Here is a 26,632-nt window from a genome sequence, read left to right as displayed (position 1 = left end):
AGGGTGTTCTGTTGAGGGGTGGCGCATGCTGATCACGATTTCACCGGCCAAGAAGCTCGACTGGAGCGACCGCGACGTGGCGATGACCACGCCCGAGTTCCTCGAAGATGCCAACCGGCTGGCAAAGACCATGCGCAACCTGACGCTGGGCGACCTGCGCGGGCTTATGGACCTCTCCGACGACCTGGCCCGGCTGAACCGCGACCGCTTCCGCGCCTTCGAGGACGCTCCCGCGGACAACACCCTGCGCCCTGCAGCCCTCTGCTTTGCCGGGGACACCTACCAGGGTCTGCAGGCCGAGACGTTCGGAGTGGACGAGATGGCCCGCGCACAGGAGCGCCTGCGCATCCTCTCGGGCCTCTATGGCGTGCTGCGTCCGCTCGACGGGATCCAGCCCTACCGCCTGGAGATGGGCAGTCGCCTGCACACCCGGCGGGGCAAGAGCCTTTACGACTACTGGCGCGACACGCCGGCCAGGGCGCTCAAGCGGCAGGCCGCGGCGCTCGGCACCGATACGCTGGTGAACTGCGCCAGCCAGGAATACTTCGGCGCGGTCGATCTTAAGGCGCTCGGCCTCACGCTGATCACGCCCCAGTTCCTCGAAGAGCAGGACGGCAGCGCCAAGACGATCTCCTTCTTCGCCAAGCGGGCGCGGGGGGCGATGGCGCGCTGGCTGATCACCCGGGATGTGACCACGCCCGAGGGGATCGTGGGCTTCGACCTCGACGGCTATCGCCACGACCGGGCGCGGTCAAAGCCCGGTCTGCCGGCCTTCACCCGTCCGCGCCAGACCGGGGCCTGATCACGCGGCACCGGTGGCCCGTGGTGGCGTCGGGAAAGGCGCGGCGGTTTCCGACGGGCGGCGGCTTTCGATACACTGCCGTATGGCGTCGCGCCTGAGCGGTTTCGACAGGTAGGCGTCGAGCCCCGCGCTCAGGATGTCCGCCTCGTCCCCGTCGACCGCGTGGGCGGTCATCGCGACGATCGGTACGCGCTTCAGACCCTCGGCCGCCTCGGCCGCGCGGATCTGCGCCGTCGCCGCCTTGCCGTCGAGCCGAGGCATGGAGATGTCCATGAAGATCAGGTCCGGCCGGAAGGCGCGCCATGCGGTGACGGCCTCGACCCCGTCGTTGGCGAACTGCAGGTCAACCTGCGCGTCACGCAGCATCTTCTGGAACACGATGCGGTTGGTGGCATTGTCCTCGGCCGCGAGGATGCGCAGCAACCGGCCGGCGGCGGGTTCGGGCGCTGCGTTAGGCCGGGCGGAGCGGAAGGTCGGAACATGCGATGCCGTACGCTTATCCGCCAAGACCCCAGCACCCGGCGCGGTGCCCAATCGTCCGATCGCGTCGAACAGGACCTTGCGCGGCGTCGGGCGCTGCAGCAGCGCGGCCAGCAGGGTGCGGGCGGGGTCCATCTCGGCCTAGCCGGGATTGGAGCTGAGCATCACCACCGGCTGCCTGTGCCCCGAATCGCGCAGCGCCTGGACCAGCTCGAGCCCGTCCATGCCGGGCATGTTGTGATCGCTCAGCACCAGGTCGATGCCGCTGCCGACCCGGTCCAGCGCCTCGGCGCCCGAGGCGCAGAGCGTCACCTCGGCCCCGAGCGCGCCGATCTGCCGGGCGAGGATGGTGCGATTGACCTCGGAATCGTCGACGATCAGCACCCGCCGCAGCGGCGCGGGCAGGGCGACCGGGGTGCTGGCCGCGCTCTCGCCCTCGGCCAGCGGGAGAGTGATGCGAAAGCCGAAGGCCGATCCTTCGCCCGGTTCGCTGTCCACCCAGATCTCGCCCTGCATCAGCGCGATCAACCGGCGCGAGATGGCGAGCCCCAGCCCGGTTCCCTCGAACGAACGGTTGCGGTCATCCTCGACCTGGCGGAACTCCTCGAAGATGTGGGCGACCTTGTCCGGCGCGATGCCGATGCCGGTGTCCTCGACCGTGAGGTGCAGGCGCACCTGCTGCCCGTCCCCCACCGGCAGACCGACCACCCGGATCAGCACGTGGCCGCGCGCTGTGAACTTGACCGCGTTGCCGACGAGGTTGGTCAGCACCTGCCGGATCCGGCCCTGGTCCCCGACGAAGCGGGTCGGCAGGAAAAGGTCGTAGTCGACGATCACCTCAAGGCCCTTGTCCCGTGCCGAGGGCAGCAGCAGCGTCACCACCTCGTGGATGCAGCGTTCCAGGTCGAAAGCGGCCGGGTGCAGCTCCAGCCTGTCGGCCTCGATCTTGGAGTAGTCGAGCACGTCGTTGATGATGACCAGCAGCGCCTCGCCCGAATTGCGGATCGTGTCGGCATAGAGTTTCTGTTCCTCGCTCAGTTCGGTGTCGCAGAGCAGTTCGGCCATGCCGACCACACCGTTCATCGGCGTCCGGATCTCGTGGCTCATGTTTGCGAGGAAGGCGGATTTCGCCCGGCTGGCCGCCTCGGCCCGGCGCCGCGCCTCTTGAAGGCGGCGCTCATAGCGGACGGTGGCGGTGATGTTGGTGGCAAGGTTCACCACGTCGCCGCCGTGGCCGCGCCGGGTGATCAGGCGGATGAACTGCCCGTTCCAGAGCCGCACGACCTCGGGCTCGGGCACCGGGCTTTCCCAGTGGGCGATCATCCGGCGGCGCCAGCCATCGCCGGTGTCGGTGCCGGGATCGACGATCCCCTCCTCGGTCGCCAGCTGCAGCATCCGCACGAACGAGACGCCGGGCGCGATCTCTTCCAGCCCCTCGAAGATCGACAGCCACGCCGGGTTCGCCGCGATCAGCAGGCCGTCGGCGTCGAAGAAGGCGAACCCGTCTTGGATCGACTGGATCGACAGCCACAACCGCCGTTCGGCGATGGCGATCTTCTGGTTCGCCTCGGTGATCTCGGAACGGTAACGCTGGTTCTCGCTCCGGACGGTCTGCACCTCCGCCCGGGTTTCGACGATCTCTTCCGACAGTTGCTGCGCGTGGCGCCCCAGTTTGCGGTTGGCGGCATGCAGTTCCGCCTGCTTCTGTTCCAGCAGCCGTTCCGCCGCGAGTCGGGCGCGGCGTTCCTCGGACAGCTTTTCGGCAAGGCTCATGGCCAAGGGCGGCCCCGGTGCGGTGGTTCCTGTAATGGTCGCAGGCTGGCGGAACTTGGTGAATTAAGCGTTCACCGAGGTGGGGCCAAACGTCAGGAGAGTTCGAGCGTCCTGGCTTTCTGCCGGTCGGCCATCGCCCTGAGCCGGTCGTAGAGGACGGTGGCCTTCTGGTGCAGCGCCGGGCTGAAGAGATCGGACATGGGATTGTCTGGCTTGGAATGGAAATACCCGGCAAAGGACATGGTGCCGGTGTTCAGCCCCAGGCGGGCGCAGAGATCGTCCATGGTGTCCTGCGGGTCTGCGCGCAGGTCGTCCTGCAGGACGAAGATGCAGTCGTCGGCATGTTTCGCGACATGGTCGAAGGCATCGATCCAGTACTGCAGCCAGTAGTCGCCCGAGAAGGGGTCATGGGCATTGTCGCGCACGCCCGGAAACAGCAGGGGTTTGAAGATCTGGCCAAATTCGAAATGCCCGATGTCGCGCATGTAGCGGCGGATAAAGGGATCCTCCTCCTGCAGCGAGCAGAAGTTCTTGTGCTGGCGGAGCAACGACGCTGCATGTGCCCCGGGCTGGCGGACCGGGACGACGATCGACGCGTCGGGAAAGGCGGACCTGAGGAAGGGGATGCGCGCGATGTTGGCGTTGTTCTTGGAGCAGTAGCGCCCGCCGTCCGGCGGTACGGCCGGCGTCTGGCCCTGCCGCGCATGGACGATCTTGGCCATGTGGTGGGAAAGGAACGCCTCGGACGCCGGGTCCCGGTCGGGGGTGTCCCAGCAGGCGATGCCGGTGGCGCCGTACTTGCCCGGCCAGCAAAGTTTCCAGACCACCTCTTCAAACGCCTCGGGGCTGTTGAGGTCGATCTCGAGCCCGTCGCCATGCGCCCGCTCGTGGCGTTCGACGGTCCGGCGGCTGCCGCCCGTCAATCGGTTCCAGAGCACCGGGGCCGTGAGGAAGGGCATGTCGCGGTAGGTGTGGGTGGCAATGCCGGGGATATCGTGGAACGCGTTCAGCAGCGCGGTGGTGCCGCCGCGCGCCAGCGATGTGATGAAGATAGGCCGGGCGGCGGGGTCGGCGGGCAGGCCCGAGACGACCCTGTCCTCGAGCGAGGACGCGCGTTTGAGCACCCAGGGGCTGGAAAAGGCCAGCATGTGGAAGAAGCGGTCGGCGGTCGAATAGCGGTTCACCTCGTCCGTTTGCGCGGTCGCAGACCGGTTGCGGCGGCGCAGGAGCTCGGAAACCAGGATCGCCAGGACCGAGACGATGAGGATGTATTCCCAGCTGAGCATCAGGTCGATCACGGCATCGGCCGACACCAGGCCGACAAGATCGGCCAGGAAGATCGGCGCCGCGGCCGCGGCCAGGGCGACCGCGAAGCGCCAGAAGATGTCGAAGGCCGAACGGATCAGGCTCAGCCCCGCGCGGCGGACCGCGACCTCTTTCTGGTCATCGTCAAGCTCACTGTCTAGCATCGACGACACGCCGTCGGTGGCCGCGCCAATGGCCGACCGTGCAATCCCGACGATGGCCAGTTTCCACAGCGCGATGCCGAATCCCGCCACCGCGACCAGCGACACGAGGATCGAGAGGATCATTCCGATCCGCTTTTGATTTCACCGGTGGGCTTCGGCTTCTTCAGGGCGCGCTTGAGAGGGTACCAGACCAGTCCCACCAGAAGGAGCAGGACACCGACGACAAGTGCCACCGTGACCGCGATGGCGCCCAGGCCGGCACCCGGCCCGATGTAGGCCAGGGCGGTGTTCGGCAGGGTCGCGGCGAATGCGGCCGCAAGAACAAGCGGGATCCTTGCTTGGTTCAACTTCATTCTCGTCCTCCTTGAAATCAATCGCTGGTGCAGGGCCCCAGTTCGGTTTCGAAGTAGTCGCCGGGCAAGACGACGGCGTTGCGGATTTCGCCCACGTTCTTGTCGTCGTAGGCGTTCACGTATTCCCAGACGACCTCTCCAGCCCCGTCGACCTCGAGCACGCGGCCGGCGTCGAATTCGGTGATCAGGAGGCCGTTTCCATCGAGGTTCTCGTGCTGGCCCCGGATGACAGACAGCATCTCTTCCCCGGGCCGCTCGCCGAAGAGCACCTCGGTCTCTCCGGACACGGGATCGATCGCTATGATGTTGGTCGTGAACGGATACTTCAGGTTGGTGCGTTCGTTCCTGTAGGCGTTGCGGTAGGTGTTGTTGTTGAACATCGACAGCCGCCCGTCCGTCCGGAATTCCGCGTCATGCTGGCGCAGCCAGGGGCCAGTCTGGTGCCATTTGACCTCGTGCGTGTCGGGATCCATCACGAAGACAAAGTTCAGGTCCCGAATCGAAATGGCGATGTCGCCGGCCTCGAACAGGGGAAAGGCATCGGCCAGGGCCGACGGCAGTTCCGTCGCCTGGTTCGCATGCAACAGCTCGGTCCGGCCCGGCCGGAACTTCAGGAATTCCACCCGCCCGCTGGTGACCGGGGCCATGAGATCGTTTTCGAGCAGGACGATGGGGATCGAGATCTCGTCGAGCACCTCACCGTCCTCGCTGATCCTCATCAGCGTGTCCTCAAGGATCAGGTCATCGTTGGCGGGCGTCGAAAACGGCGGGAAACGGTCGGGCGCCTCGCGCGCCGCCCATTTCTTGCGCCCGAGGATCCAGTAGCCGCCCGCTTCGGCCGGAACCAGCGAGTGGTGCGTCGGCGACTCGATGCGCCAGATCACGTCGCTGCACTGGTCGACCTTCACGGTGCCGCAGTATTCGTAGTTCACCAGCACCTCGCCCTGCGGGGTGACGTGGGCGCCATGGGTGTCGACCCGCAGCGGCGATGCCACGTCGCAGACCCGGTTGGCCAGGTCCGGGAAATGATCGAAGTAGTCCATCGACCATTTCCAGACCAGGCTGCCGTCCCGCCGCACGATACGAACCTGGTTCTCGCCGTCGAAAAATCCCGCCATCATCACCAGGGAGTCAGCATCAGGCACGGTGTTCCTGGTGACGCCGCTGCCTTGCCCCCGCGCGGGCTGAAGGTGCTTGAAGGTCGGGTCCTCGGCCGGATCGAAGTTCTCTTTAAGCGTCTCCTGCGCCATCTTGATCTGCGGGATCGGGAAGTGGTTTCCGCGGTAGGCAAAGGCGCCCAGCATGAAGGCCGCCACGAAACCAACGATCGCCAGGCTGAGGAAGAACACGTACCTGCTGAACATAGCTCATCCCGTGCCAAGCTGCCCGGGTGCCGGTGTGAACCGGAGCATGGTTCCCTGCGCGATGAATCAGGGGACACCCGGGCTAGATCAGAATCTCAATATCCGGATCCCGGTACAACATGGCTGGACCCACATGCCTGCCTGGCCTGGGTCACCCGGCTTGCGACGTACCAAGAGCCTCAGAAACAACAAATTTATCTCATGCTAACGTAGGGTCAGCGGTGCCGCAAGCCACCAGATCGCTGTGCGGACGGCTGGCCGGGGAATCCTCGGCAGGATGGGCGAATTGCCGCAAAAAAGAGGCGCCCGGATGCCTCCGGGCGCTTGCTTGAAGTAAATCCTGCGAGGGCGTCGCCCCCATCCGCCGCGTCAGAGCCGTTCGATCGCCAGCGCGATGCCCTGGCCGCCGCCGATGCACATGGTGATCAGCGCGCGCTTGCCGCCGATGCGCTCAAGCTCGTAGAGCGCCTTGACCGTGATGATCGCGCCGGTGGCGCCGACCGGGTGGCCAAGCGCGATGGCGCCGCCGTTCGGGTTCACCTTGGCCGGGTCGAGGCCCAGTTCCTTGTTCACCGCCAGCGCCTGGGAGGCGAAGGCCTCGTTCGATTCGATCACGTCGAAGTCCGCAACCGACAGGCCGGTGCGCTCCAGCAGGCTCCGCACGGCGGGGACCGGGCCGATGCCCATCACCTCGGGGCGGACGCCCGCGTGGGCATAGCCCAGCACCCGTGCCCGGGGCTTCAGGCCCGCCTTCTCGGCCGCCTCGGCGGTGGCCAGGACGATCGCCGCCGCGCCGTCGTTGATCCCCGAGGCGTTGCCGGCGGTGACACGGCCGTCCTTCTGGAAGGCGGGCCGCAGGCCGGCAAGCGCCTCGAGCGTGGTGGCGGGTTTGAGGTGCTCGTCGGTGTCGAAGGGGACGAGGTCGCGCTTGATCTTCACCTCGACCGGCACGATCTGCGACTTGAAATGGCCCTGTTCGATCGCGTTGGCGGCGCGTTTCTGGCTGGCGAGCGCGAATTCATCCATCGCCTCGCGGCTGATGTCATGCTCGCCGGCCACGTTCTCGGCCGTGACGCCCATGTGGCCGGTGCCGAAGGGGCAGTTCAGCGCACCCAGCATCATGTCGAGGATCTTGATGTCGCCCATCTTCTGCCCCCAGCGTTCCGATGGGTTGATGTAGGGCGAGCGGGACATGCTCTCGGCGCCGCCGGCCAGTCCAAAGTCGGCATCCCCCATGGCGAGCGACTGAACGACCGAGACGATGGCCTGCGCGCCCGAGCCGCAGAGGCGGTTCACGTTCATCGCCGGGGTGGTGTCGGGCACGCCGGCTTCCATCGCGGCGACGCGGCTCAGGTACATGTCGCGCGGCTCGGTGTTGATGACGTGGCCATAGGCGACGTGACCGATCTGCGCGCCCTCGACGCCCGAGCGTTCCAGCGCGGCCTTTGCCGCCGTGGCGCCAAGGCTGATCGGCGCGACGCCGGCGAGGCTGCCGCCGAAAGTGCCGATGGCGGTGCGGGCGCCGTCGAGGATGACGATGTCTTTCATGTACTCTCTCCCGGTTCAGCGGCGCGGGGATGCGCCGGGGTCCCGCCTGTCTTGCCCGGTCACGGCGGATCATGCAATGCGGGGAGGTGCCTCAGCCCCAGGGCGGCACCTCTCCGGCGGCGAGAGGGCGGGGCGGCAGCGGCTGGCGACCGTCCCTGGTCAGCAGGAAGCAGTCGTCGCCCTCGAACACCGCCGGAAACAGCTCCCGTCCCATGCCGGTGCCGCCGTCAAGGTCGATGTGGCTGCCGAAATGGCGCGGTGCGGGCAGGGCGGTGTGGCCGTGCACGATCCGCCAGGGATGTGGCCCCGGATGGTCCAGGAACGTGCCGCGGATCCAGACCAGGTCATCCTCGGCCTGTCCGTCCAGCGCGACGCCGGGCCGGATGCCCGCATGCACGAACAGCAGGTCGCCGCGGGTGGCCGTCAGGTCGAGCGTGTCCAGGAAATCGACATGGGCCTGCGGCACGGCGGCCCGGAACGCGGCCCAGAGATCCTCGGGCGCGCGGCGCGGGTCGGGATCGACGCCGTAGGACCGGAAGCAGGCGCCGCCGAAACGGTCGTGCGTCCAGGGCAGGCCGGTGCGCCCGCCGGGGTCCAGCGGGCTGCCGGTGGCCAGGTAGTGCCGCATCATCCGGTCATGGTTGCCCAGCAGGCAGGTCCAGTTCCGCCCCTCGGCCCGTCCCGTCGCCAGCCGGTCGATCACCCCGTGCGAGTCGGGGCCGCGGTCGATGTAGTCGCCGAGAAAGATCACCTCGTCCCCCGGCGCGGCGCCGTCGGCGTCGATCCGGGCCAGCGCCTTATCCAGCTGGGCGCGGTGGCCGTGGATGTCCGCGATCGCATAGAGGGTCATGGCCGAAGGGAAGCATGGCGCGTGGCGATTGGAAAGGTGCCGGAGCCCGGGTCGGCGCCGGGCCCTTAAGAATCCACTTGGCGGAATTCAATTTTATGAGACAATAGTCTCATCGGTCTCGCAACGACGGGGCCGTCAACGGGGTTATCCTGGGGGACGACACAGATGAACGGTATTGCAATGATCTTTCTCGCCGCCGGTGCGCTCTGCGCGCTAATCGGCATGGCGTGGGGTATCCAGATGTCGGCGACGGGCGATCACACGCTTGCGCCGGCCCACGCGCATCTCAACCTGCTGGGCTGGGTCAGCCTGGCGATTTTCGGGGTCTACTATCACCTCGTGCCAGGGGCGGCGAACACGATGCTGGCCAAGGCGCACCTCGCGGTGGCTCTGGCGGGGGTGGTGGTGATCGTGCCGGGTATCGTCTCGGCCATCCACCAGACCGGCGAGACGCTGGCCAAGATCGGATCGGTGCTCTCGATCCTGTCGATGCTGCTGTTCCTGGTCGTGGTGCTGACGAACCGCAGGCGGGCGGTGCCGGGCGCGGCGGGCTGAGGCCAGGGCACCCGCGGACACGAAAAGGGGCGCCCGGGGGCGCCCCTTTGCCGAAGCCTTCAGACGCCTCAGATCACGTCGAATTCGAGCGGCTTGACCTGTTCGAACACGCCGGTGTCCTGCAGCGACTTCACCAGGTGGGTGCTGGGCGCCTCGTCGAGGTAGAGGAGGGCGATCGCCTCGCCGCCGGCAGCAGCGCGGCCGAGGGTGAAGTTCGCGATATTGGTGCCCGCGGTGCCCAGGGTCGAGCCCAGGGTCCCGATCACGCCCGGCACGTCCTTGTTGGTCGTGTAGAGCATGTGGCTGCCGACTTCGGCGTCGATGTTGATGCCCTTGATCTGAATGAAGCGCGGCTTGCCGTCCGAGAAGCAGGTGCCCGCGATGGAGCGTTCGCGCTTCTCGGTGACGACGGTCACCTTGACGTAGCCGTCGAACACACCGGATTTCGACTGGTTGGTGGTCGAGATCTGGATGCCGCGTTCCTGGGCGACGACCGGGGCGGACACCATGTTCACGTCCGGGTTCGCCTTTTTCATGATCCCCGCGATCACCGAGCAGTTCAGCGCGGCGAGGTTCATTTCGGAGACGAGGCCGTCGTAGAGGATGTTGATCGCCTTGATCGGCTCATCGGTCATCTGGCCGATGAAGCTGCCGAGGTGACCGGCCAGCGCGACCCAGGGGCCCATGACCTTGGCCTCTTCGGCGGTCATCGAGGGCATGTTGAGTGCGTTCTCGACCGCGCCGTCGAGCAGGTAGTTCGACATCTGCTCGGCCACCTGAAGCGCCACGTTCTCCTGCGCCTCGGTGGTGGCCGCGCCCAGGTGCGGGGTGCAGACCACGTTCGGCAGGTTGAAGAGCGGGTTCTCGGTCGCCGGTTCCTCGAGGAACACGTCGAAGGCGGCGCCCGCGACATGGCCCGATTTCAGCAGCTCGGCCAGCGCGGCCTCGTCCACCAGTCCGCCGCGTGCGCAGTTGATGATCCGCACGCCCTTCTTGGTCTTCTCGAGGTTTTCCTTGGACAGGATGTTCCGGGTCTGGTCGGTCAGCGGCACGTGCAGGGTGATGAAGTCGGCGCGCTTGAGCAGCTCGTCCAGGTCCTCGACCTTCTCGACGCCCATCTTCTCGGCCTTCTCGTGGCCGAGGAACGGATCATAGGCCACGACCTTCATCTTGAGCCCGCGGGCGCGGTCGCAGACGATGCCGCCGATGTTGCCGGCGCCGATCACGCCCAGCGTCTTGCCGGTCAGCTCGACGCCCATGAACTTCGACTTCTCCCACTTGCCCGCGTGGGTCGAGGCCGACGCCTCGGGGATTTGGCGGGCCACGGCGAACATCATCGCGATGGCGTGCTCGGCCGTCGTGATCATGTTGCCGAAGGGGGTGTTCATGACGATCACGCCCTTCTTGGACGCGGCGTCCTTGTCGACGTTGTCGACGCCGATCCCGGCACGGCCGATGACCTTGAGGTTGGTGGCCTTCTCGAGGATCTTCTCGGTCACCTTGGTGGCCGAACGGATTGCGAGGCCGTCGTAGTTGCCGATCACCTCGGCCAGCTTGTCCTTGTCCTTGCCCAGGTCGGGCTGGAAGTCGACCTCGATGCCGCGGTCCTTGAAGATCTGGACGGCCGCGTCGGAGAGCTTGTCGGAAATGAGTACCTTGGGTGCCATGTCAGGCGTTCCTTGCAGGGATGTTCGGGAGTGGGCGCACGGAGTTCGCGCGCCCAATGGTGTGTGGGGGTAGGGTGCGTGCTTGCCACGCACCGCCGGGTCAGGCCGCTTCGGACTGTTCCTCGAGGCAGGCCTCGAAGGCCCACTTGAGCCACAGGGTCAGCTTCTGAAGGTCGGAATCCTCGACCGTCGCACCGCACCAGATCCGCAGGCCCGCCGGGGCGTCGCGATAGGCGCCGATGTCATAGGCGGCGTTGTAGGCTTCGAGCTTCTTGGCCACCGCCTTGGCGAATGCCGCGCCGTCCTTGATCCGGTCGTCGGTGAACTTGAGGCAAACGCTGGTGTTCGACCGTGTCGCCGGGTCGACGGCGAGGTTCTCGATCCAGTCGTGTTCGTCGCAGAAGTCCCAGATCACCTTGGCGTTGGTGTCCGCGCGCTTCATCAGGCCCTTCAGCCCGCCGACCGAACGGCCCCAGTCCAGCGCTACAAGGTAGTCCTCGACCGCCAGCATCGAGGGCGTGTTGATGGTCTCGCCCTTGAAGATGCCTTCGTTCAGCTTGCCGCCCTTGGTCATGCGGAAGATCTTGGGCATCGGCCAGGCGGGCGTGTAGCTTTCCAGCCGCTCGACGGCGCGGGGGCTGAGGATCAGCATGCCGTGGGCCGCTTCGCCGCCCATCACCTTCTGCCACGAGAAGGTCACGACATCGAGCTTGTCCCAGGGCAGGTCCTGCGCAAACGCGGCCGAGGTCGCGTCGCAGATGGTCAGGCCGGCGCGGTCCGCCGGGATCGCGTCGCCGTTCGGCACGCGCACGCCGCTCGTGGTGCCGTTCCAGGTAAAGACGACATCGGTGTCGAAATCGACGTCGGCGAAATCCACGATCTCGCCGTAACCGGCTTCCTTCACCTCGGCGTCGATCTTGAGCTGCTTGACCACGTCGGTGACCCAGCCCGCGCCGAAGCTTTCCCATGCGACCATGGTCGCCTTGCGGGCGCCGAGCATCGACCACATGGCCATCTCGACCGCGCCGGTGTCGGACGCGGGGACGATCCCGATGCGGTAGTCTGCGGGAATGCCGAGGATCTCGCGCGTGCCCTCGATGGCCGCCTTCAGCTTGTCCTTGCCGATGGCGGCGCGGTGCGAGCGGCCGAGCGCGGCGTCGGCGAGCTTTTCGAGTTCGAATGTGGGGATCTTGGCGCAGGGGCCAGAGGAGAAACGCGGATTGGCCGGCCGCGTTGCCGGGTGTTTGTCAGCCATGTGACTTAACCTTCCAGATAAGCGCCCCTCGTTGGGGAGGGGTGTCCCGCCGCCGTCTATATGGGCGATTCGAAGGTTGCGCAACGTGACAGATGTCGCAGTCGGGCGCCGGTGCGCCGCTTTTTGCCCTCGGGGTGGCGGGCGTGACGCCTATCGGAAACTTCGCGCCCGGTTCAATCCCAGTCCCAGGCGGAGTAGCGGTTCTTCATGTAGTCCAGTTTGCGTGACCTGGCGTTGTTAAGGTGGCCGTGCGCGCTGTCGCGGTACTCCAGCGTCTCTTCCGCCATCCGCTCCATCAGCGCCTTGATGTCGACGCCCAGGATGCCCGGATCGAAGGTGACGTACTCCACCTCCATGTTGCGGCGCACCTTGCGTTCGATGCCTTCGTGATAGCCCCGGAAACAGGCATACACCTCGTCGACATAGCGGTTCAGCACCAGCGTGCTGGCCGCCGTCGACTTGGTGACCTGCGGTGCGGTGATGTGCTGGCACATGTCGATCGAGGGGCCGCCGTTCCGGAACCAGATCTCCATCTCCCACACCAGTTTCTCGCCCGCCCTGCGCCGAAGCGCATCGGTTTCGGACATGAGGGATGGGTAGGCTGTCCCGATCTCGGCCAGTTCGAGGCCATAGCCATAGGCGCAGCGCAGCATCTCGACCGGCGTTCCACTCGGCGAAAAGCAGGTCAGCTCGGGAATGTCCGGCAGCGCCGGGGGGTGGCGGTCTGCGCGGAGGTCTGGAGCGCGGGCGCCGTCCCCTGCGTGGTGCCATTCTCGCGCACCAGCGCAAGTGCGGCGTCCCACACGGCGCTGCAGAACGCGTCGATCTCGTCCTCGGACGTCAGGCCGTAGTCCATGAGCAGCTGGTAACCGAAGTAACCGGGCGTGTCGTCGTCGCAGACGGCGTCGGCCTCCCAGATCATCTCGTCGCTCATCGTGGCCATGATCCGGGCCACGTCGGTCTGGGCGGTGTCCTGCGGCGCGGGCGCCTTTGTGGGCGCCGCCGCCGGGGCCTGCGCGGTCGCGTCGCGCGATGTTTCGGTCCCGTAGTATTCGCTGGCCCAGTCGTAGTAGCCCTCGAAGTCGGGATGGCCGGTGATCGCCTGTTTCAACGCGTACCAAGTCGGATGCCACGGCCAGATGCGTGCGGCCTCCAGCGCCCAGAGCAGGACGACCAGCGCCAGGGGCACACCGATCAGCCAACGCATGGCGCTGCGCCGTGGGTTCGGCGGGGGCGCGGCGGTGGTTTCTGCGGCTGCTTCGGCACCGGGCGTGGGGTCCGATGGTGCTGCAGGCGCGGCTTTGGGCTCCGCCGTCGCCACGTCGTCCAGCCGCCGCACCTCCATGAACTGCGTGCGGCGGTCCAGCACCTGGCCCGGCGTGATCAGCACCCTCTGCACCTGGCAGGCATGGGGAAAGATCAGCCCGCTCTCGGTCCCATCGGCCCGCCGGTAGCGCGCCAGCCGCTGTTTGCCGGGTATGGTCCAGCCCGGCTGCACGAGCACCTCGAGGATGGTGATGGGATAGTACGACGCATCCGCAGGGGTGCTCAGATACTCTTCGCTCAAGCCGCTTTCTCCGTGTGACGGCAAAGGCTTCAGCGGAAACTCCCCATCGGTCAAGCACCCAGAGACGCTTTGTCTGACGGTGCAACCCTCTGGAAACACGCGCGGGTTTGTGCTTTGAGCGGGGCGATCTTTCCGAACCGGAGCCGCCGATGTTCACCGTCATCCTCACAGCCCCGCATCTCGATGCCGCCGCCGCCGAGGCGTTGCGGTCCGCATGGGGCGGCAGCGCGCTGCGCTGGCTGTCGGTCAATGCCGCGGCCGAGTTCGAGATCGACGATGTCCCGTCGAACCGTTGGCAGGTCTGGGAGGATTTCCAGAAGATGCAGGCGGACATGAACATCCTGCCGACGCGCAACCGGCGCAAGCGGATGCTGCTGGCCGACATGGACAGCACGATGATCCAGCAGGAATGCATCGACGAGCTTGCGGACGAGGCCGGGGTCGGCGCGCGGGTCAAGGAGATCACTGCCCGTGCGATGAACGGCGAGCTGGATTTCGAGGGCGCGCTGACCGAACGCGTCGGACTGCTCAAGGGCCTGCCCGAAACGGTGATCGGCAAGGTGCTGGACACCCGGATCACGCTGATGCCGGGCGGGCGCGAGCTGATCGCGACGATGAAGGCCAACGGGGCCTACTGCGCGCTGGTCTCGGGCGGGTTCACCGCCTTTACCGGCCGGGTGGCCGAGATGCTGGGCTTTGACGAGAACCGCGCCAACACCCTGATCGCCGCCGACGGCACCCTGACCGGAGAGGTCGGGCGCCCGATCCTCGGCCGTGATGCCAAGGTGCAGGCGCTCGAGGAGATCTCGGCCCGGCTGGTCATCACGCCCGCCGACGTGATCGCAGTCGGTGACGGGGCCAATGACCTCGGGATGCTGGGGCTGGCCGGGGCCGGGGTGGCGCTGCATGCGAAACCGGCGGTGGCGGCGCAGTGCGACATCCGGATCAACCACGGCGACCTGACCGCGCTGCTTTACCTGCAGGGCTATGCCCGGCAGGAGTTCGCCGGCTGACCACGGCCCCATTAATTAACAGTTGCGTTAATTAACCGAATCGCGAATATTCGGGTCATGAGCGATCTGACCCGAACCTTTTCCGCACTGTCCGACCCGACCCGCCTTGCGATGGTCGAGACGCTGATCCGCAACGGCGAACTGCCTGCCGGCGACCTTGTCGCGGGCGCAGAGATCTCGGCCCCCGCGATCTCGCGCCACCTCAAGGTGCTGCGCGAGGCTGGGCTGGTGGACCAGCGTGCGGTCGGGACCCATCGCCTCTACGCCGTCCGCCCCGAGGCGCTGCGCGCCATCGTGGACTGGACCATGGATCATCGCGCCTTCTGGTCCGCCAGCCTTGACCGGCTGGACGAGATGCTGGCGCTCGACCCGGAGGGAGAGGAATGAAGGACACCGAAACGGCGGACATCGAGTTTGTTCGCGACTACACCGTGGCGCTCGACCGGCTGTGGCGGGCAGTGACGGAGCCGGTCCAGCTGATCCAGTGGTTCGGGCCCGAAGGCGTCTACCTAGAAACCTGCGAGATGGATTTCCGCCACACCGGTCCCTGGACCTGCACCATGACCGGCAAGGAAAGCGGCGACTGCTTCAAGGTCTCGGGCCAGATCACTCATGTTCGTCCGCCCGAAGGCGGCCGCGGCTCGGTCGGTTTCACCTGGGCGTGGCACGACCCGGCCACCGATGCCCGCGGCCCGGAAAGCCACGTGATCTTCACGGTCGAGGAAACCGCCACAGGCGCCCGCCTGACGCTGACCCATCGCGAGCTGCACGATGTCGAGGCAGGCCAGGCGCACAGCCGCGGCTGGATTTCGACCCTCCGCAAGCTGGATTTCCTGTTGGCGCCGAACCCGTCGCTCCAACCCTGACCCCATTTCGCGACGCATTGAACCCAAGGAGACTGAAATGCCCAAGTATCTTTACATCTATCACGGCGACGCCTCCGGCGTGCCCTCCACCCCCGAAGAGCAAGAGGCTGCGATGAAGGCCTGGGGCGACTGGATGCAGGACGTCGGCACCGCCATGGTCGAGCCGGGCGAGCCGGTCGGCAAGTCCAAATCGGTCACCGCCAAGGGCGTGGTCGACGACGTTGCCAATGCCGCCTTCGGCTATTCCATCGTCGAGGCGCCGGATATCGAGACCGCCTGCAAGCTGGCCAAGGGCAATCCGATGGTCGCCGGCGGCGGGTCGGTCGAGGTGGCCGAGATCATCCCGATGCCGATGTGAAAGGGATGGCCGGGCCCCGGCCCGGCCGTCATCCCGGCGCGGGCCCGGCGACCTGGACAACCTCGGCCAGCGCCCGGATCACCGCGTCGAAGCGGTCGTCCCGCGCCCGCAGCCGCGACCAGACCAGCGCGATCCCGGTCGCGGCCTGCGGCGTGACGATCGGCAGCGTTACCAGCGGCCGCCCGTCATAGCTGATCGTCCCCGGCGGGCAGGAATAGCTGATCCCGATCCCCGCCCCGTGCGCGGCGAGCGAGCGCATCATTTCCAGCGACCGGACCCTGTGGCCGACGGTGGGGTGCAGCCGCATCTCCTGGAAGAGGGTGTTCATGAACCCCTCGGACAGTTCCTCGGAAAAGAAGATGAGCGGATGCGGCGCGAGGTCTTCGAGTGCCAGCGCCTCGCGATGCGCCAGCGGATGGTCAGGGGCAAGGAAGGCCACCGGGGCGACGTGCCCGAGGACCTGCCGGTCGAACCGCTCTGCAAAGCCGACGTCGTAGGTGATCGCCACGTCGACCCGCCCCTGGTCGAGGTCGGCGGCCAGGTCGGCAAACCGCCCCTCGGCCCCGCGGAAGCCGTGGTCCGGGAACCGCTGCCCGAGCGCGGCGAGCGCCCCGGCAAGGTGCAGCGGCGCGATATCCTCGAAACAGCCCAGCACGAAGGGCGCGGGGGTGTCCGTGTCCTGCTCGATCCCGGTGGCAAGCTCCAGCAGCGCCCGGATCCGGGGCAGCAGGCGGTGGCCGTAGGGCGTGACCTCGACCCGCGCGCCCTTGCGGCGGACGAGGACCGGCGCTCCGAGCCGCGCCTCGACCCGAGTGATCGCCACCGACAGCGACGGCTGCGACACGTTCAGGTGACGCGCTGCCTCGGTCAGGCTGCCAAGGTCTGCCACGGCGACAAGGTACTCGTATTGGCGGAGGGTGTTGTATAGCATTAAGCTAATAATATTATTCGCACATATTATTGGAAGCTATTTGTGCCGGCGCCTAGGTTGACCCGGCACAAGAGGACATCACCATGCATCCATTGCTGACCCAGGACATCATCGACACCTTCCAGCGCGACGGCGTCGTGCTGATCAAGGGCCTGTTCGCCGACCACGTCGAGGCGCTGCGCGCCGGGGTGGAGCGCAACATGGCCGAGCCCGGCCCCTACGCGGCCGAGAACCTGAAGGCGGGCGAGGCGGGCCGCTTCTTCGACGACTACTGCAACTGGAACCGCATCCCTGAATTCGAGACCGTCGTGCGCCGGTCGCCCGCGGCCGAGGTGGCCGCCGACCTGATGCAGTCGGACCGGGTGCAGGTGTTCCATGACCACGTGCTGGTGAAGGAACCGGGCACCTCCAAGCCGACGCCCTGGCACCAGGACGGGCCCTACTACTTCGTGGACGGGATGCAGAACGTCAGCTTCTGGTCGCCGCTCGACCCGGTGAAGGACGCCAGCCTGCGCTGCGTGGCGGGCAGCCATCTGTGGGAAAAGCCCGTCCTGCCGATGCGCTGGCTGTCGGAAACCAACTTCTTCCCCGACAGCGATGCCTACATGCCGGTGCCCGACCCGGATGCCGAGGGCATGGAGATCCGCGAATGGGAAATGGCACCGGGCGACGCCGTGGCCTTCAACTACGCGATCTTGCATGGCGCGCGGGGCAACACCACAGGCGACCGGCGGCGGGCGTTCTCGCTGCGGCTGGTGGGCGACGACGCACGCTATGTCGAACGCCCCGGCCGGACCTCTCCGCCGTTTCCCGGCCACGACATGCAGCCGGGCGACATCCTGCGCGAGGACTGGTTCCCGGTGATCTTCCAACGGTAGGTGCGTGGCACCTGAGCTTTGACGTGGGCGGCGGGGCAGGGGTGCCACGCCGCCCGCTTCCGTTTGGCCCAAATTTTCACCGCACGCCCCGGCGCGACCGTTCCGCCCGGGTGCCGCGCGCCGTGACCCGGCCTGCGCGGGCCGGGCGATACATGGGCGCGATCGGTGCCTATCCTCCTGAGATACGGGCGGAATGTCCGGCCGCGGCTTGGCAGTTGCAAAGGGTTGAGGCGACCTTTCCCTGTGCGCTGCTTTGGAATTTTCTACTTCCCACGGCGACCGCCCCCGCGCAGTTCTGGACCCGGACCAACCGACAGGGCAGCCGTCGCGGGACCGGGCCGCAGCCGATGCGCACAGGGCCCCGGGCCGCCTGCACGAGACGACCCCAAACCAGGAAGTGAATATGACAGCCGAAAAAACTGACACGCTCGTCGTTGGCGCAGGTCAGGCCGGAATTGCAATGAGCGAGCACTTGACTGCGATGGGGATCCCGCACCTCGTGCTTGAACGGAACCGCGTGGCCGAGGCCTGGCGCAGCCAACGCTGGGATTCGCTGGTTGCCAACGGCCCCGCCTGGCACGACCGCTTCCCGCACATGGAATTCGACGATGTCGGCCCCGATGTCTTTCCGCCGAAGGAGCGGATGGCCAAGTATTTCGAGGACTACGCGAGGATGATCGACGCGCCGATCCGCACCGGTGTCGAGGTCAAGTCGGTCCGCCGCTGCGACGGTCGCCCCGGTTTCCTTGTCGAGACCGCGGACGGCACCATCGAGGCGCAGCGCGTCGTTGCCGCCACCGGCCCGTTCCAGGTGCCCTCGTTCCCCAAGATCGTCCCCGAGGACGCGGGGATCGCGCAGATCCATTCGTCCCAGTACCGCAATCCCGACAAGCTGGCGCCGGGCGCCGTGCTGGTCGTCGGCGGTGGCGCATCGGGCTGCCAGATCGCCGAGGAGCTGCGGCTGGCCGGGCGCGAGGTCTATCTTTCGATCGGCGAGCACTACCGCCCTCCGCGCTCCTACCGCGACCGCGACTACGTCTGGTGGCTTGGCGTGCTGGGCAAGTGGGACGAGATCAAGATCGACTCCAAGAAAAAGCACGTGGCCTTTGCCGTCAGCGGCTATGACGGCGGTCGCACCGTCGATTTCCGCCGTCTCGGGCACATGGGCATCACCGTGATGGGCATGACCGAGGGCTACGCGGACGGCGTGCTCAGCATCGCGGACGACCTTGTCCCGAACATGCTGGAAGGCGACCGCGCCTACCTCGAGGTGCTGCGCGAGGCCGACGAGTACGTTGAGCGCAATGGCATCGACCTGCCGCTCGAACCCGAGGCGTGGGAGATCGTGGCTGACCCCGAGTGCGTCAAGACTCCGATCCGGGAACTGGACCTCGCCGCGGCCGGAATCACGACGATCATCTGGGCGACCGGCTTCAAGTTCGATTTCGGCTGGCTGCAGGTGCCGGGCGCCTTCCGCGAGGACGGCACCCCGTTCCACAAGCGCGGCATCTCGGCCGAGACGGGCATCTACTTCCTCGGCCTGCCCGAGCTGACCAACCGTGCCTCGTCCTTCATCTACGGCTGCTGGTACGACGCCAAGTACCTTGCCACCCACATCGGGGTGCAGCGCAACTACGTCGCCTACGAGAAGAGCTGAGCCAAGGCCCGAACGCGAAAGGACCGCCCATGAAGACCGTGATGTTCCTCAACGGCCCCAATGCCAACCTCTACGGGCTCGACCCCAGCGGCACATACGGGACCGACAGCTTTCCCCAGATCGAAGCGGCCTGCAAGGCACGCGCCGAAGAGCTGGGCTTTGCGCTCGACTTCCGGCAGTCGAACCACGAAGGCGTGCTGATCGACTGGATCCAGGAGGCGCGGCAGGATTGCGCCGGCCTCCTGATCAACGCGGCAGGGCTGACCTATACCTCGATCGCGATCCTCGACGCGCTGATGTCGTTCGACGGCCCGATCATCGAATGCCACATGAGCAACATCTGGAAACGCGAACCCTTCCGGCATCATTCCTACATGTCCAAGGCCGCGACCGGCGTGATCGCGGGGCTCGGGCTGCAGGGTTACCTCCTGGGCCTGCAGGCCATGGGCACGATGATCGCGGACCCGGCGGCATGACCGACACGCTGGTCTTCTACAGCGGTCCCGATCCGTTCGAGGCCTGGCGCGACGCGCTGGCCCCGCACCTGGGCGACAGCGTGCGGATCGAACGGGCGGAGGAGGTCACTGATCCGGCCGCCGTCCGCTTCGCGCTGGTCTGGCTCCCGCCCGAGGGGTTCTTTGCCCGGTTCCCGAACCTCGAACTGGTGATCAACCTCGGCGCCGGGGTGGACCGGCTGGTGGCGCGGAACGACCTGCCGGACGTGCCGATCACCCGCCTGTCCGACCCCGAGATGGGCAAGATGATGGCCGGCTTCGTCCTGTTCTCGGTCCTGCGTCACGCGCGCGACATCCCGCATTTCGAAGCGGCGCAGGCGCGGCACGACTGGGCCTACAAGCATCCCCGCGCGGCGAGCGAGATCACCGTGGCGGTCCTGGGCCTTGGCGAACTGGGCGCCCTGGCGGCGACGGAACTGGCGCGGCAGGGGTTCGATACCCACGGCTGGGCGACCCGGCCGCGCGACCTGCCCGGCGTGACGGTGCACTGCGGCGACGACGCGCTGCCGCCGCTGCTGAACCGGGCCGAGATCGTGGTCTGCATGCTGCCGCTGACCCCGACCACACGAGACCGTCTGGGGGCCGAGGTCTTTGCGGCAATGCCGAAGGGCGCGGCCTTCATCAACGTCTCGCGCGGAGAGGTCGTGGACGAGGCCGCGCTGGTCGAGTTGCTGCGGTCCGGCCACCTGTCGGGCGCGACGCTCGACGTCTTTGCCGCCGAGCCGCTGGCGCGGGATCACCCGCTCTGGTCGCTGCCGGGCGTCCTGATCACGCCGCACCTCGCCTCGGTCGCGCTGCCGAAAAGCGCGGCGCCGCAGATCGCGGCCAACATCCGGGCGGTGCAGACCGGCGGGACGCTGGCCAACGAGGTGTCGCGACTGCGCGGATATTAGGCACTTGGCCCGGCGGCCCCGGATCGCCGAGGCGGCATGCCTCTCCGCTATCCGAATTTACTGCGTAAAAGCATGATCTTACGCGGTTGAATTGGAAAAATCTAAGTAGGGCTTCGGATTTTGCGATTACCCGAACCCGCCCCCGGTCGGCAGTCTCGGCCCATCTCGAATTCCCGTCGCGGACCCTCTTCCCCGCGCCGGGGCACTACCCCGGGCCGCTCTCCCGGCCCGGGTTCGCCGCGGCATCCCGCTCTCTGCATGCCCAACGACAGACCCTAACCCAACAGGACACCCTGCATGAAACGTCTCCTCCTGACTGCCACCGCACTGAGCCTGATCGCTCCCGCTGCCTTTGCCGAGACCCTCGTGGTCAGCAGCTGGGGCGGCAGCTTCCGCGACCTGATCGCCGACACCATCGCCAAGAAGTTCACCGAGGAAACCGGCGTCGAGGTCGAGTTCATCACCGGCGGCACCATCGACCGGCTGAACCAGGCCAAGCTGAGCAAGGACACCCCCGAAAGCGACGTGACCTTCACCACCTCGCACATCGGCTGGCTGTACCACAACGACGGCCTGTTCGAGGAACTGGACATGTCCAAGATCCCGAACGCCGAGAACCTGGTCGAGCAGGCCAAGATCAGCCCGTCGCATATCGGCGCCTGGGCCTATGTCTACACCATCGGCTACCTGCCCGAGCTGGTGCCCGCCGGGATCGATTTCGACAGCTGGGAAGACCTCTGGTCGCCCGAGCTCGAAGGCATGCTGGCCGCGCCCGACTTCGACCCGTCGCACATCATCGCGGTGGCCTCCAAGCTGGAAGGCGTCGACATCGAGAACTGGCAGGATGCCTCCGAGAAGCTGATGGCGCTCAAGCCGAACTTCAAGGCGTTCTACACCAACGACGCGAACTCTCAGCAGCTGCTGTCGACCGGTGAGACCGCGGTGCAGATCATGCTGTCGATGAACGCCTACCACATGCAGTCGCAGGGCCTCGACGTGCAGCTTGCGATCCCCGAAGAGGGTGCGGTACTGGGCGTCGACACCATGGGCATCACCGCCGGGACCGACAAGCAGGAGCTGGCCTACCAGTTCATCAACGCGGCCCTCGACCCCGAGGTTCAGGCCAAGATCGCCGAGATCAAGAAGGGCAGCCCGGTCGTCTCGAACGTCACGCTCCCCGAAGAGCTCGCCTCGCTGCCCGGCATCTTCACCACGCCGGAACAGTGGGAATCCCAGACCCTGATCATCCCGCACGAGCTGCGGGCCGAGAAGACCGCCGAATGGCGCCAGTGGTTCTCGGAGAACATGATCGCGGGCAACTGACCCCAACCCGTCCCGGCGGTGCCGCCGCCGGGACACCCCTTGCAGGAATTCACGTCCCCCAATGTCGAAGCGCCCCTTCCTCGCCTGGTTCGCCTCTCCGTCGATCCTGATCGCCTTCGGGATCACGGCCTCTTTCCTGGCGATCGTGCAGTACAGTTTCCGGGCCTACGTGCCCGGCTCGCTCGATCCCGGCGGCTTCACGCTCGAGAACTTCACCACCCTGTGGAAACCGGTCTATGGCCAGGCCTTCCTCAACACCGTCCTGCTCTGCATCTGGACGGCCGTCTTCACGCTGATGGTGGGCTATCCGCTGGCCTATGCCATGGTCCGCGCCGCCTCCGTACGTCTGCGTAGCGCGATCCTCCTGATCTCGCTCACGCCGCTTTTCCTGGGCGAGATCGTTCGCACCTATTCCTGGATGATCGTGCTGGGCAACCGGGGCTTCGTGAACGCCACCCTGATGCAACTGGGCCTGATCGATCGGCCGATCGATTTCATGTTCACCATGACCGGCGTGGTGATCGCGCTGGTGCACTTCACCCTGCCGATCGTGGTGGTGATGCTGGCCGCCGCGCTGTCGCACATCGACCGGAACCTGGAACGCGCCGCGACATCGCTGGGGGCCGGTCGGGTGCGGGTGTTCCTGACCGTGACGCTGCCGCTATCGATTCCCGGCATCGTGGCGGCCACCTCGACCGCCTTCGCCTGGACCTTCTCGGCCTTCGCGACGCCGCAGATGATCGGAGGCGGCAAGGTGCAGACGATCTCGACCCTCGTCTACCAGGTCGGTTTCGCCTCGTTCAACTTCCCGCTGGCCGCGTCGCTGTCGCTGGTCGGCCTGCTGTTCACCATAGCCGTGCTCGCGCTCTTCAACTCGGGCATGCGCCGCGTCGAACAGATCGGAGCGCACTGATGAGAAAGTCCTTCCTCGACCACCTGCTGGACTGGAGCGGCCGGATCATCCTGACGCTGATCCTGGGCTTCGTCCTGCTGCCCTTCGTCGTGGTGTTCATCGCCTCGTTCAACGACAGCGCCATCCTGTCGTTCCCGCCCAAGGCGTGGTCGCTGCGCTGGTATGCCAACGCCTTCGAATACCGCGACTTTGCCGAGGGGCTGGTCAACTCGCTCAAGATCGCGGCCGTCGGCGCCACCATTGCGCTGATCGCGGGGGCGGGATTTGCCTATGTGCTGAACCGATACGAATTCGCCGGCAAGGCGGTGCTGAACAGCGTGCTGATGTCGCCGCTGATCATCCCGAACTTCACCATCGGCCTGGGCCTGCTGATCCTCTCGGCCGCCGCCGCGCTGCCGCGGTCCTACGGGCTGGTCGTCGCGGTGCATGTCATCATCGTCCTGCCCTTCGTGGCGCGGTCGGTCTACGTCTCGCTGCAGAACTTCGAGCGGCGCTATGAACAGGCCGCCGAAAGCCTGGGCGGCACGCCGCTGCACGTGCTGCTGACGATCACCCTGCCGCTGCTGTCGCCGGGCCTGATCGCCGGCGGGCTTTTCGCCGCGATCCTGTCGTTCAACGAGTTCACGGCCTCGCTCTTCGTCGTCAACCAGAGCACCCAGACCCTGCCTGTGGCGATGTACAACTATGTCCGCGAATACGCCGACCCGACGCTGGCCGCCGTGTCCGTCATCTACGTGGCCGTGGTCGCAGCCGCGCTGCTGGTCACCCACAAAATCTTCCGCCTTGAAAAGGTTCTCAATGTCGAGTGAGTTCATCTCTGCCGCCCCGCATGCCGGCGGGGACCGCCCCGCTGTCCAGATTGACGGCGTCTCCAAGTCGTTCTCCGGGACCGTTGCGCTGGAACCCGTCTGGCTCAAGATCCGGAGGGGAGAGTTCCTGACCCTGCTCGGCCCCTCGGGCTGCGGCAAGACCACGCTCCTGAACCTGATCGCGGGCTTTCTCGAGGCTGACGGCGGAGAGCTGTTCATCGACGGCGACCTCGTCACGCAGGTCCCGCCGCACCAGCGCGAGATCGGGATCGTGTTCCAGAACTACGCGCTCTTCCCGCACATGACCGTGGCGCAGAACGTGGCCTACGGCCTGCGGACGCGGAAGGTCGCCAAGGCCGAGATCGCCCAGCGGGTGCGCGAGGCGCTGGAACTGGTCAAGCTCGAGGATTTCGCCGACCGCCGTCCCCGGCAGCTGTCGGGCGGGCAACAGCAGCGGGTCGCGCTGGCCCGGGCGCTGGTGATCCGGCCGCGGGTGCTGCTGCTGGATGAACCGTTCTCGGCGCTCGACCGGAACCTGCGGACCGCGATGCAGGTCGAGCTCAAGGAAATCCAGTCGCGCATCGGCCTGACCACCGTCTTCGTCACCCACGACCAGGGCGAGGCGCTGAGCATGTCGGACCGGATCGCCGTCATGTCGCGTGGCCGGATCCGCCAGATCGGCACGCCGAGCGAGATCTACGACAGCCCGCAAAGCCACTTCGTCTCGACCTTCGTGGGTGATGCCAACCTGTTCTCGGCCGAACTGGTCGATAGGGCCGCCGCCGACGTGACCCTCGACGTCGGCGGCACCCGCCTGCCGCTGTCGACCTTCCAGGACGAGCTGCCCGAGGCCGGTCCGGTGACGCTGGTCGTCCGGCCCGAACTCTGCCGCCTGACCGCGGCCGACACGCCCGGTGCGATCCCTGCCAAGGTGGCGCTTTCGGTCTACCAGGGCAGCTATGCCGAACTGCACCTCGACTGCCCGGCGGCCGAGGAAGGCCGCGTGATGCTGCGCGTCCCGGCGGGCGAGGCGCTGGCGGCGGGCACCGCCGTCGGCATCGCCCTGCCGGACCGCGGCCCGGCGATCTATGCCCGCGAGGAGCAGGCAGCATGAGCGCGACGATGATGGCCGTGATCGCGTCGGAACCCGGCGGGCCGGACGTGCTGACGATGGTCGAGCGCCCGGTGCCCGCGCCCGCCGCGGGCGAGGTGCTGATCCGCGTTGCCGCCGCCGGCGTGAACCGGCCCGACCTGATGCAGCGCAGCGGTGCGCTGCCTGCGCCGGCCGACGTGTCAGACATCTTCGGGCTCGAGGTCGCGGGCCATGTCGCGGCGGTCGGCCCGGGGGTCTCCGGCTGGCAGATCGGCGACACCGTGATGGCGCTGGTGAAGGCGGGCGGCTACGCCGGTCACGTCACCGCCAGGGCCGACCAGTGCCTCCCGGTGCCGGACGGCCTCAGCCTGGTCGAGGCCGCCGTGCTGCCCGAGGGGCTGTTCACCATCTGGCACAATCTTTTCGACCGGGGCGGGCTGGAACCCGGCGACCGCGTCCTGATCCAGGGCGGCGCCAGTGGGATCGGCACGCTGGCCCTGCAACTGGCCCGCGCCTGGGGCGCCGAGGTGATCGTCACCGCCGGCGGGGCCGAGAAATGCGCCCGGCTGGAAGGCATGGGCGCGCGGGCCATCGACTACCGTACGGACGACCTCGTGACCGAGGTGATGCGCCTGACGGACGGCCACGGCGTCGACGTGGTGATCGACATCCTCGGCGGAGAGGCGGTGAACCGGCATCTTGCCTGCATGGCGCCCGGCGGGCGGCACATCGGCTTGTCGTTCATGACCGGCATGGTCGCGCCGGTCGACCTGGGGCTGGTGATGCGCAAGGGCCTCTGGCTCAGCTCCTCGACCCTGCGGCCGAAGAGCGACAGCGAAAAGGCCGGGATCGCCGCCGCGGTGCTCGACCACCTGCTGCCGCTGATCGGGCCGGACAAGGTGCGCCCGGTCCTGTCGGAGGTGCTGCCGCTGGCGCAGGCGGGGCAGGCGCACGCGCTGCTGGAAAGCGGCCGGAATTTCGGAAAGATCGCCCTGAGCACGGAGGAGGTGCCGGCATGAAACTCTCGCTCTACTGGGGCTCTGCCTCGCCCTTTGTCCGCAAGGTGATGGCGGTCGCACACGAACTGGGCCTGCAGGACAGCGTCGAGATCCTCGACAGTGCCGCGCACCCAGTCCAGCGCGACACCCGCATCCAGGCGTTCAACCCGCTGGCCAAGGTGCCCGCGGCGCAGACCGACGACGGCACGCCGCTCTACGACAGCCGCGTGATCTGCGAGTATCTCGATACGCAGGCGAATGGAGGGCTGTTTCCCGCCGCCGGCCCGGCACGCTGGACCGCGCTGCGGCGCCAGGCGCTGGCGGACGGGCTGCTCGATGCCGCGCTGCTGATCCGCTACGAACTGCTGGCCCGCCCGGCCGAGCTGCAGTGGCCGCTCTGGATGGAGAAACAGCGCGAGAAGGTCACCGACGCGCTCGACGCGATGGCGGCCGACCTGCCGGACCCCGACTGCCACGACATCGGCGCGATCTCCTGCGCTTGCGCGCTCGGCTGGCTCGACTTCCGGTTCCCCGACATCGGATGGCGCGATGGCCGCACGGCGCTGGCCGAGTGGCACGCCGCGTTCGATACCCGCCCGGCGATGGTCGCCACGCGACCCGGCGCCTGACCCTCCGTTTCACAGGGGCCTCATGGCCCCGCCCCCCAATGGCCCGAACCCCTCGGGCACACCGCCCAGTCAA

At 67.1% G+C, this 26,632-nt stretch carries 26 protein-coding genes and 1 pseudogene; 16 read left to right on the top strand and 11 right to left on the bottom strand.

What is annotated here, in order from left to right; translation table 11 throughout:
* Window positions 1–25: 25 nt before the first annotated feature.
* Entirely contained in the window at window positions 26–802 is a 777-nt protein-coding gene (gene yaaA / locus ACE2AC_RS12705) for a peroxide stress protein YaaA (protein WP_375687578.1), read from the top strand.
* Here the strand turns inward: yaaA and ACE2AC_RS12700 are convergent.
* The 6 genes and pseudogenes from ACE2AC_RS12700 to ACE2AC_RS12675 form a co-directional block, all read right to left on the bottom strand.
* Window positions 803–3,055, bottom strand: a pseudogene (locus ACE2AC_RS12700) (response regulator).
* 92 nt (window positions 3,056–3,147) lie between these two features.
* The gene (locus ACE2AC_RS12695; RefSeq protein ID WP_375687576.1) at window positions 3,148–4,647 is read right to left on the bottom strand and encodes a sulfotransferase; all 1,500 of its coding nucleotides are present in this window, start codon (window positions 4,645–4,647) and stop codon (window positions 3,148–3,150) included.
* The gene (locus ACE2AC_RS12690) at window positions 4,644–4,877 is read right to left on the bottom strand and encodes a hypothetical protein (RefSeq protein WP_375687575.1); all 234 of its coding nucleotides are present in this window, start codon (window positions 4,875–4,877) and stop codon (window positions 4,644–4,646) included. The genes ACE2AC_RS12695 and ACE2AC_RS12690 overlap by 4 nt, the downstream gene beginning before the upstream one ends.
* Window positions 4,878–4,894: 17 nt before the next feature.
* Window positions 4,895–6,241, bottom strand: coding sequence for an arylsulfotransferase family protein (locus ACE2AC_RS12685; protein WP_375687573.1), 1,347 nt, complete (start codon window positions 6,239–6,241; stop codon window positions 4,895–4,897).
* Window positions 6,242–6,610: 369 nt separating this feature from the next.
* Window positions 6,611–7,789 (bottom strand): acetyl-CoA C-acyltransferase family protein, encoded by a 1,179-nt coding sequence (locus tag ACE2AC_RS12680; RefSeq protein ID WP_375687571.1) that lies wholly within the window; start codon window positions 7,787–7,789, stop codon window positions 6,611–6,613.
* Window positions 7,790–7,880: 91 nt separating this feature from the next.
* Window positions 7,881–8,639: a metallophosphoesterase gene (locus ACE2AC_RS12675; RefSeq protein ID WP_375687570.1), complete on the bottom strand. Its 759-nt coding sequence runs from the start codon at window positions 8,637–8,639 to the stop codon at window positions 7,881–7,883.
* Between the two features lie 165 nt (window positions 8,640–8,804).
* Between ACE2AC_RS12675 and ACE2AC_RS12670 the strand changes: the two genes are divergently transcribed.
* Window positions 8,805–9,194: a hypothetical protein gene (locus tag ACE2AC_RS12670; protein WP_375687568.1), complete on the top strand. Its 390-nt coding sequence runs from the start codon at window positions 8,805–8,807 to the stop codon at window positions 9,192–9,194.
* A gap of 68 nt (window positions 9,195–9,262) precedes the next feature.
* Here the strand turns inward: ACE2AC_RS12670 and serA are convergent, their stop codons facing one another.
* The 4 genes from serA to ACE2AC_RS12650 form a co-directional block, all read right to left on the bottom strand.
* Window positions 9,263–10,861 carry a phosphoglycerate dehydrogenase gene (gene serA / locus ACE2AC_RS12665; protein WP_375687567.1) on the bottom strand — a complete coding sequence of 533 codons (1,599 nt, stop codon included), beginning with the start codon at window positions 10,859–10,861 and terminating at the stop codon, window positions 9,263–9,265.
* A gap of 100 nt (window positions 10,862–10,961) precedes the next feature.
* Window positions 10,962–12,116 carry a phosphoserine transaminase gene (locus ACE2AC_RS12660; protein WP_375687565.1) on the bottom strand — a complete coding sequence of 385 codons (1,155 nt, stop codon included), beginning with the start codon at window positions 12,114–12,116 and terminating at the stop codon, window positions 10,962–10,964.
* A gap of 173 nt (window positions 12,117–12,289) precedes the next feature.
* Window positions 12,290–12,769 carry a hypothetical protein gene (locus tag ACE2AC_RS12655; RefSeq protein ID WP_375687563.1) on the bottom strand — a complete coding sequence of 160 codons (480 nt, stop codon included), beginning with the start codon at window positions 12,767–12,769 and terminating at the stop codon, window positions 12,290–12,292.
* A 32-nt stretch (window positions 12,770–12,801) separates the two neighbouring features.
* Window positions 12,802–13,683 carry a hypothetical protein gene (locus ACE2AC_RS12650; RefSeq protein WP_375687561.1) on the bottom strand — a complete coding sequence of 294 codons (882 nt, stop codon included), beginning with the start codon at window positions 13,681–13,683 and terminating at the stop codon, window positions 12,802–12,804.
* 149 nt (window positions 13,684–13,832) lie between these two features.
* Between ACE2AC_RS12650 and serB the strand changes: the two genes are divergently transcribed.
* The 4 genes from serB to ACE2AC_RS12630 are packed head-to-tail and all read left to right on the top strand — an operon-like array spanning window position 13,833 to window position 15,920.
* The gene (serB, locus tag ACE2AC_RS12645; RefSeq protein ID WP_375687559.1) at window positions 13,833–14,696 is read left to right on the top strand and encodes a phosphoserine phosphatase SerB; all 864 of its coding nucleotides are present in this window, start codon (window positions 13,833–13,835) and stop codon (window positions 14,694–14,696) included.
* 57 nt (window positions 14,697–14,753) lie between these two features.
* The gene (locus tag ACE2AC_RS12640) at window positions 14,754–15,083 is read left to right on the top strand and encodes an ArsR/SmtB family transcription factor (protein WP_375687557.1); all 330 of its coding nucleotides are present in this window, start codon (window positions 14,754–14,756) and stop codon (window positions 15,081–15,083) included.
* Complete coding sequence (locus tag ACE2AC_RS12635; RefSeq protein ID WP_375687555.1) at window positions 15,080–15,562, top strand: SRPBCC domain-containing protein; 483 nt, start codon at window positions 15,080–15,082, stop codon at window positions 15,560–15,562. Before ACE2AC_RS12640 ends, ACE2AC_RS12635 begins: the two co-directional genes overlap by 4 nt.
* A 37-nt stretch (window positions 15,563–15,599) precedes the next feature.
* Window positions 15,600–15,920: a YciI family protein gene (locus ACE2AC_RS12630; RefSeq protein WP_375687553.1), complete on the top strand. Its 321-nt coding sequence runs from the start codon at window positions 15,600–15,602 to the stop codon at window positions 15,918–15,920.
* A 28-nt stretch (window positions 15,921–15,948) separates the two neighbouring features.
* Here ACE2AC_RS12630 and ACE2AC_RS12625 read toward each other — a convergent pair whose 3' ends face one another.
* On the bottom strand, window positions 15,949–16,851 hold the full coding sequence (locus tag ACE2AC_RS12625; RefSeq protein ID WP_375687551.1) for a LysR family transcriptional regulator: 903 nt from the start codon (window positions 16,849–16,851) through the stop codon (window positions 15,949–15,951).
* 83 nt (window positions 16,852–16,934) lie between these two features.
* On the opposite strand from ACE2AC_RS12625, the gene ACE2AC_RS12620 reads away from it, so the two are divergent.
* The 10 genes from ACE2AC_RS12620 (at window position 16,935) to ACE2AC_RS12575 (ending at window position 26,559) form a co-directional block, all read left to right on the top strand.
* The gene (locus ACE2AC_RS12620) at window positions 16,935–17,729 is read left to right on the top strand and encodes a phytanoyl-CoA dioxygenase family protein (protein ID WP_375687550.1); all 795 of its coding nucleotides are present in this window, start codon (window positions 16,935–16,937) and stop codon (window positions 17,727–17,729) included.
* Window positions 17,730–18,132: 403 nt separating this feature from the next.
* Complete coding sequence (locus tag ACE2AC_RS12615; RefSeq protein WP_375687548.1) at window positions 18,133–19,386, top strand: flavin-containing monooxygenase; 1,254 nt, start codon at window positions 18,133–18,135, stop codon at window positions 19,384–19,386.
* Between the two features lie 29 nt (window positions 19,387–19,415).
* Window positions 19,416–19,862 (top strand): type II 3-dehydroquinate dehydratase, encoded by a 447-nt coding sequence (locus tag ACE2AC_RS12610; protein WP_375687547.1) that lies wholly within the window; start codon window positions 19,416–19,418, stop codon window positions 19,860–19,862.
* Entirely contained in the window at window positions 19,859–20,794 is a 936-nt protein-coding gene (locus tag ACE2AC_RS12605) for a 2-hydroxyacid dehydrogenase (RefSeq protein ID WP_375687546.1), read from the top strand. The genes ACE2AC_RS12610 and ACE2AC_RS12605 overlap by 4 nt, the downstream gene beginning before the upstream one ends.
* Window positions 20,795–21,091: 297 nt before the next feature.
* Window positions 21,092–22,117 (top strand): ABC transporter substrate-binding protein, encoded by a 1,026-nt coding sequence (locus ACE2AC_RS12600; RefSeq protein ID WP_375687544.1) that lies wholly within the window; start codon window positions 21,092–21,094, stop codon window positions 22,115–22,117.
* 61 nt (window positions 22,118–22,178) lie between these two features.
* The gene (locus ACE2AC_RS12595) at window positions 22,179–23,030 is read left to right on the top strand and encodes an ABC transporter permease (protein WP_375687543.1); all 852 of its coding nucleotides are present in this window, start codon (window positions 22,179–22,181) and stop codon (window positions 23,028–23,030) included.
* The gene (locus ACE2AC_RS12590) at window positions 23,030–23,839 is read left to right on the top strand and encodes an ABC transporter permease (RefSeq protein WP_375687541.1); all 810 of its coding nucleotides are present in this window, start codon (window positions 23,030–23,032) and stop codon (window positions 23,837–23,839) included. The genes ACE2AC_RS12595 and ACE2AC_RS12590 overlap by 1 nt, the downstream gene beginning before the upstream one ends.
* On the top strand, window positions 23,829–24,953 hold the full coding sequence (locus ACE2AC_RS12585; RefSeq protein ID WP_375687539.1) for an ABC transporter ATP-binding protein: 1,125 nt from the start codon (window positions 23,829–23,831) through the stop codon (window positions 24,951–24,953). Before ACE2AC_RS12590 ends, ACE2AC_RS12585 begins: the two co-directional genes overlap by 11 nt.
* Entirely contained in the window at window positions 24,950–25,951 is a 1,002-nt protein-coding gene (locus tag ACE2AC_RS12580; protein ID WP_375687538.1) for an NAD(P)H-quinone oxidoreductase, read from the top strand. The genes ACE2AC_RS12585 and ACE2AC_RS12580 overlap by 4 nt, the downstream gene beginning before the upstream one ends.
* Window positions 25,948–26,559, top strand: coding sequence for a glutathione S-transferase N-terminal domain-containing protein (locus ACE2AC_RS12575; RefSeq protein ID WP_375687536.1), 612 nt, complete (start codon window positions 25,948–25,950; stop codon window positions 26,557–26,559). Before ACE2AC_RS12580 ends, ACE2AC_RS12575 begins: the two co-directional genes overlap by 4 nt.
* The last annotated feature ends 73 nt before the right edge of the window (window positions 26,560–26,632 follow it).

Source organism: Pseudooceanicola sp. LIPI14-2-Ac024, from assembly GCF_042188925.1.
In the GTDB taxonomy this organism is placed as follows: Bacteria; Pseudomonadota; Alphaproteobacteria; order Rhodobacterales; family Rhodobacteraceae; genus Pseudooceanicola.
The sequence above is the reverse complement of the archived record's forward strand: the minus strand, read 5'-3'. Positions and strand labels throughout refer to the sequence as shown.

What these genes read in the sequence shown, in the direction of transcription:
- yaaA (WP_375687578.1), top strand. Translation starts at nt 26, where the DNA reads ATGCTGATCACGATTTCACCGGCCAAGAAGCTCGACTGGAGCGACCGC.
- ACE2AC_RS12695 (WP_375687576.1), bottom strand. Translation starts at nt 4,647, where the DNA reads ATGATCCTCTCGATCCTCGTGTCGCTGGTCGCGGTGGCGGGATTCGGC.
- ACE2AC_RS12690 (WP_375687575.1), bottom strand. Translation starts at nt 4,877, where the DNA reads ATGAAGTTGAACCAAGCAAGGATCCCGCTTGTTCTTGCGGCCGCATTC.
- ACE2AC_RS12685 (WP_375687573.1), bottom strand. Translation starts at nt 6,241, where the DNA reads ATGTTCAGCAGGTACGTGTTCTTCCTCAGCCTGGCGATCGTTGGTTTC.
- ACE2AC_RS12680 (WP_375687571.1), bottom strand. Translation starts at nt 7,789, where the DNA reads ATGAAAGACATCGTCATCCTCGACGGCGCCCGCACCGCCATCGGCACT.
- ACE2AC_RS12675 (WP_375687570.1), bottom strand. Translation starts at nt 8,639, where the DNA reads ATGACCCTCTATGCGATCGCGGACATCCACGGCCACCGCGCCCAGCTG.
- ACE2AC_RS12670 (WP_375687568.1), top strand. Translation starts at nt 8,805, where the DNA reads ATGAACGGTATTGCAATGATCTTTCTCGCCGCCGGTGCGCTCTGCGCG.
- serA (WP_375687567.1), bottom strand. Translation starts at nt 10,861, where the DNA reads ATGGCACCCAAGGTACTCATTTCCGACAAGCTCTCCGACGCGGCCGTC.
- ACE2AC_RS12660 (WP_375687565.1), bottom strand. Translation starts at nt 12,116, where the DNA reads ATGGCTGACAAACACCCGGCAACGCGGCCGGCCAATCCGCGTTTCTCC.
- ACE2AC_RS12655 (WP_375687563.1), bottom strand. Translation starts at nt 12,769, where the DNA reads ATGCTGCGCTGCGCCTATGGCTATGGCCTCGAACTGGCCGAGATCGGG.
- serB (WP_375687559.1), top strand. Translation starts at nt 13,833, where the DNA reads ATGTTCACCGTCATCCTCACAGCCCCGCATCTCGATGCCGCCGCCGCC.
- ACE2AC_RS12640 (WP_375687557.1), top strand. Translation starts at nt 14,754, where the DNA reads ATGAGCGATCTGACCCGAACCTTTTCCGCACTGTCCGACCCGACCCGC.
- ACE2AC_RS12635 (WP_375687555.1), top strand. Translation starts at nt 15,080, where the DNA reads ATGAAGGACACCGAAACGGCGGACATCGAGTTTGTTCGCGACTACACC.
- ACE2AC_RS12630 (WP_375687553.1), top strand. Translation starts at nt 15,600, where the DNA reads ATGCCCAAGTATCTTTACATCTATCACGGCGACGCCTCCGGCGTGCCC.
- ACE2AC_RS12625 (WP_375687551.1), bottom strand. Translation starts at nt 16,851, where the DNA reads ATGCTATACAACACCCTCCGCCAATACGAGTACCTTGTCGCCGTGGCA.
- ACE2AC_RS12620 (WP_375687550.1), top strand. Translation starts at nt 16,935, where the DNA reads ATGCATCCATTGCTGACCCAGGACATCATCGACACCTTCCAGCGCGAC.
- ACE2AC_RS12615 (WP_375687548.1), top strand. Translation starts at nt 18,133, where the DNA reads ATGACAGCCGAAAAAACTGACACGCTCGTCGTTGGCGCAGGTCAGGCC.
- ACE2AC_RS12610 (WP_375687547.1), top strand. Translation starts at nt 19,416, where the DNA reads ATGAAGACCGTGATGTTCCTCAACGGCCCCAATGCCAACCTCTACGGG.
- ACE2AC_RS12605 (WP_375687546.1), top strand. Translation starts at nt 19,859, where the DNA reads ATGACCGACACGCTGGTCTTCTACAGCGGTCCCGATCCGTTCGAGGCC.
- ACE2AC_RS12600 (WP_375687544.1), top strand. Translation starts at nt 21,092, where the DNA reads ATGAAACGTCTCCTCCTGACTGCCACCGCACTGAGCCTGATCGCTCCC.
- ACE2AC_RS12595 (WP_375687543.1), top strand. Translation starts at nt 22,179, where the DNA reads ATGTCGAAGCGCCCCTTCCTCGCCTGGTTCGCCTCTCCGTCGATCCTG.
- ACE2AC_RS12590 (WP_375687541.1), top strand. Translation starts at nt 23,030, where the DNA reads ATGAGAAAGTCCTTCCTCGACCACCTGCTGGACTGGAGCGGCCGGATC.
- ACE2AC_RS12585 (WP_375687539.1), top strand. Translation starts at nt 23,829, where the DNA reads ATGTCGAGTGAGTTCATCTCTGCCGCCCCGCATGCCGGCGGGGACCGC.
- ACE2AC_RS12580 (WP_375687538.1), top strand. Translation starts at nt 24,950, where the DNA reads ATGAGCGCGACGATGATGGCCGTGATCGCGTCGGAACCCGGCGGGCCG.
- ACE2AC_RS12575 (WP_375687536.1), top strand. Translation starts at nt 25,948, where the DNA reads ATGAAACTCTCGCTCTACTGGGGCTCTGCCTCGCCCTTTGTCCGCAAG.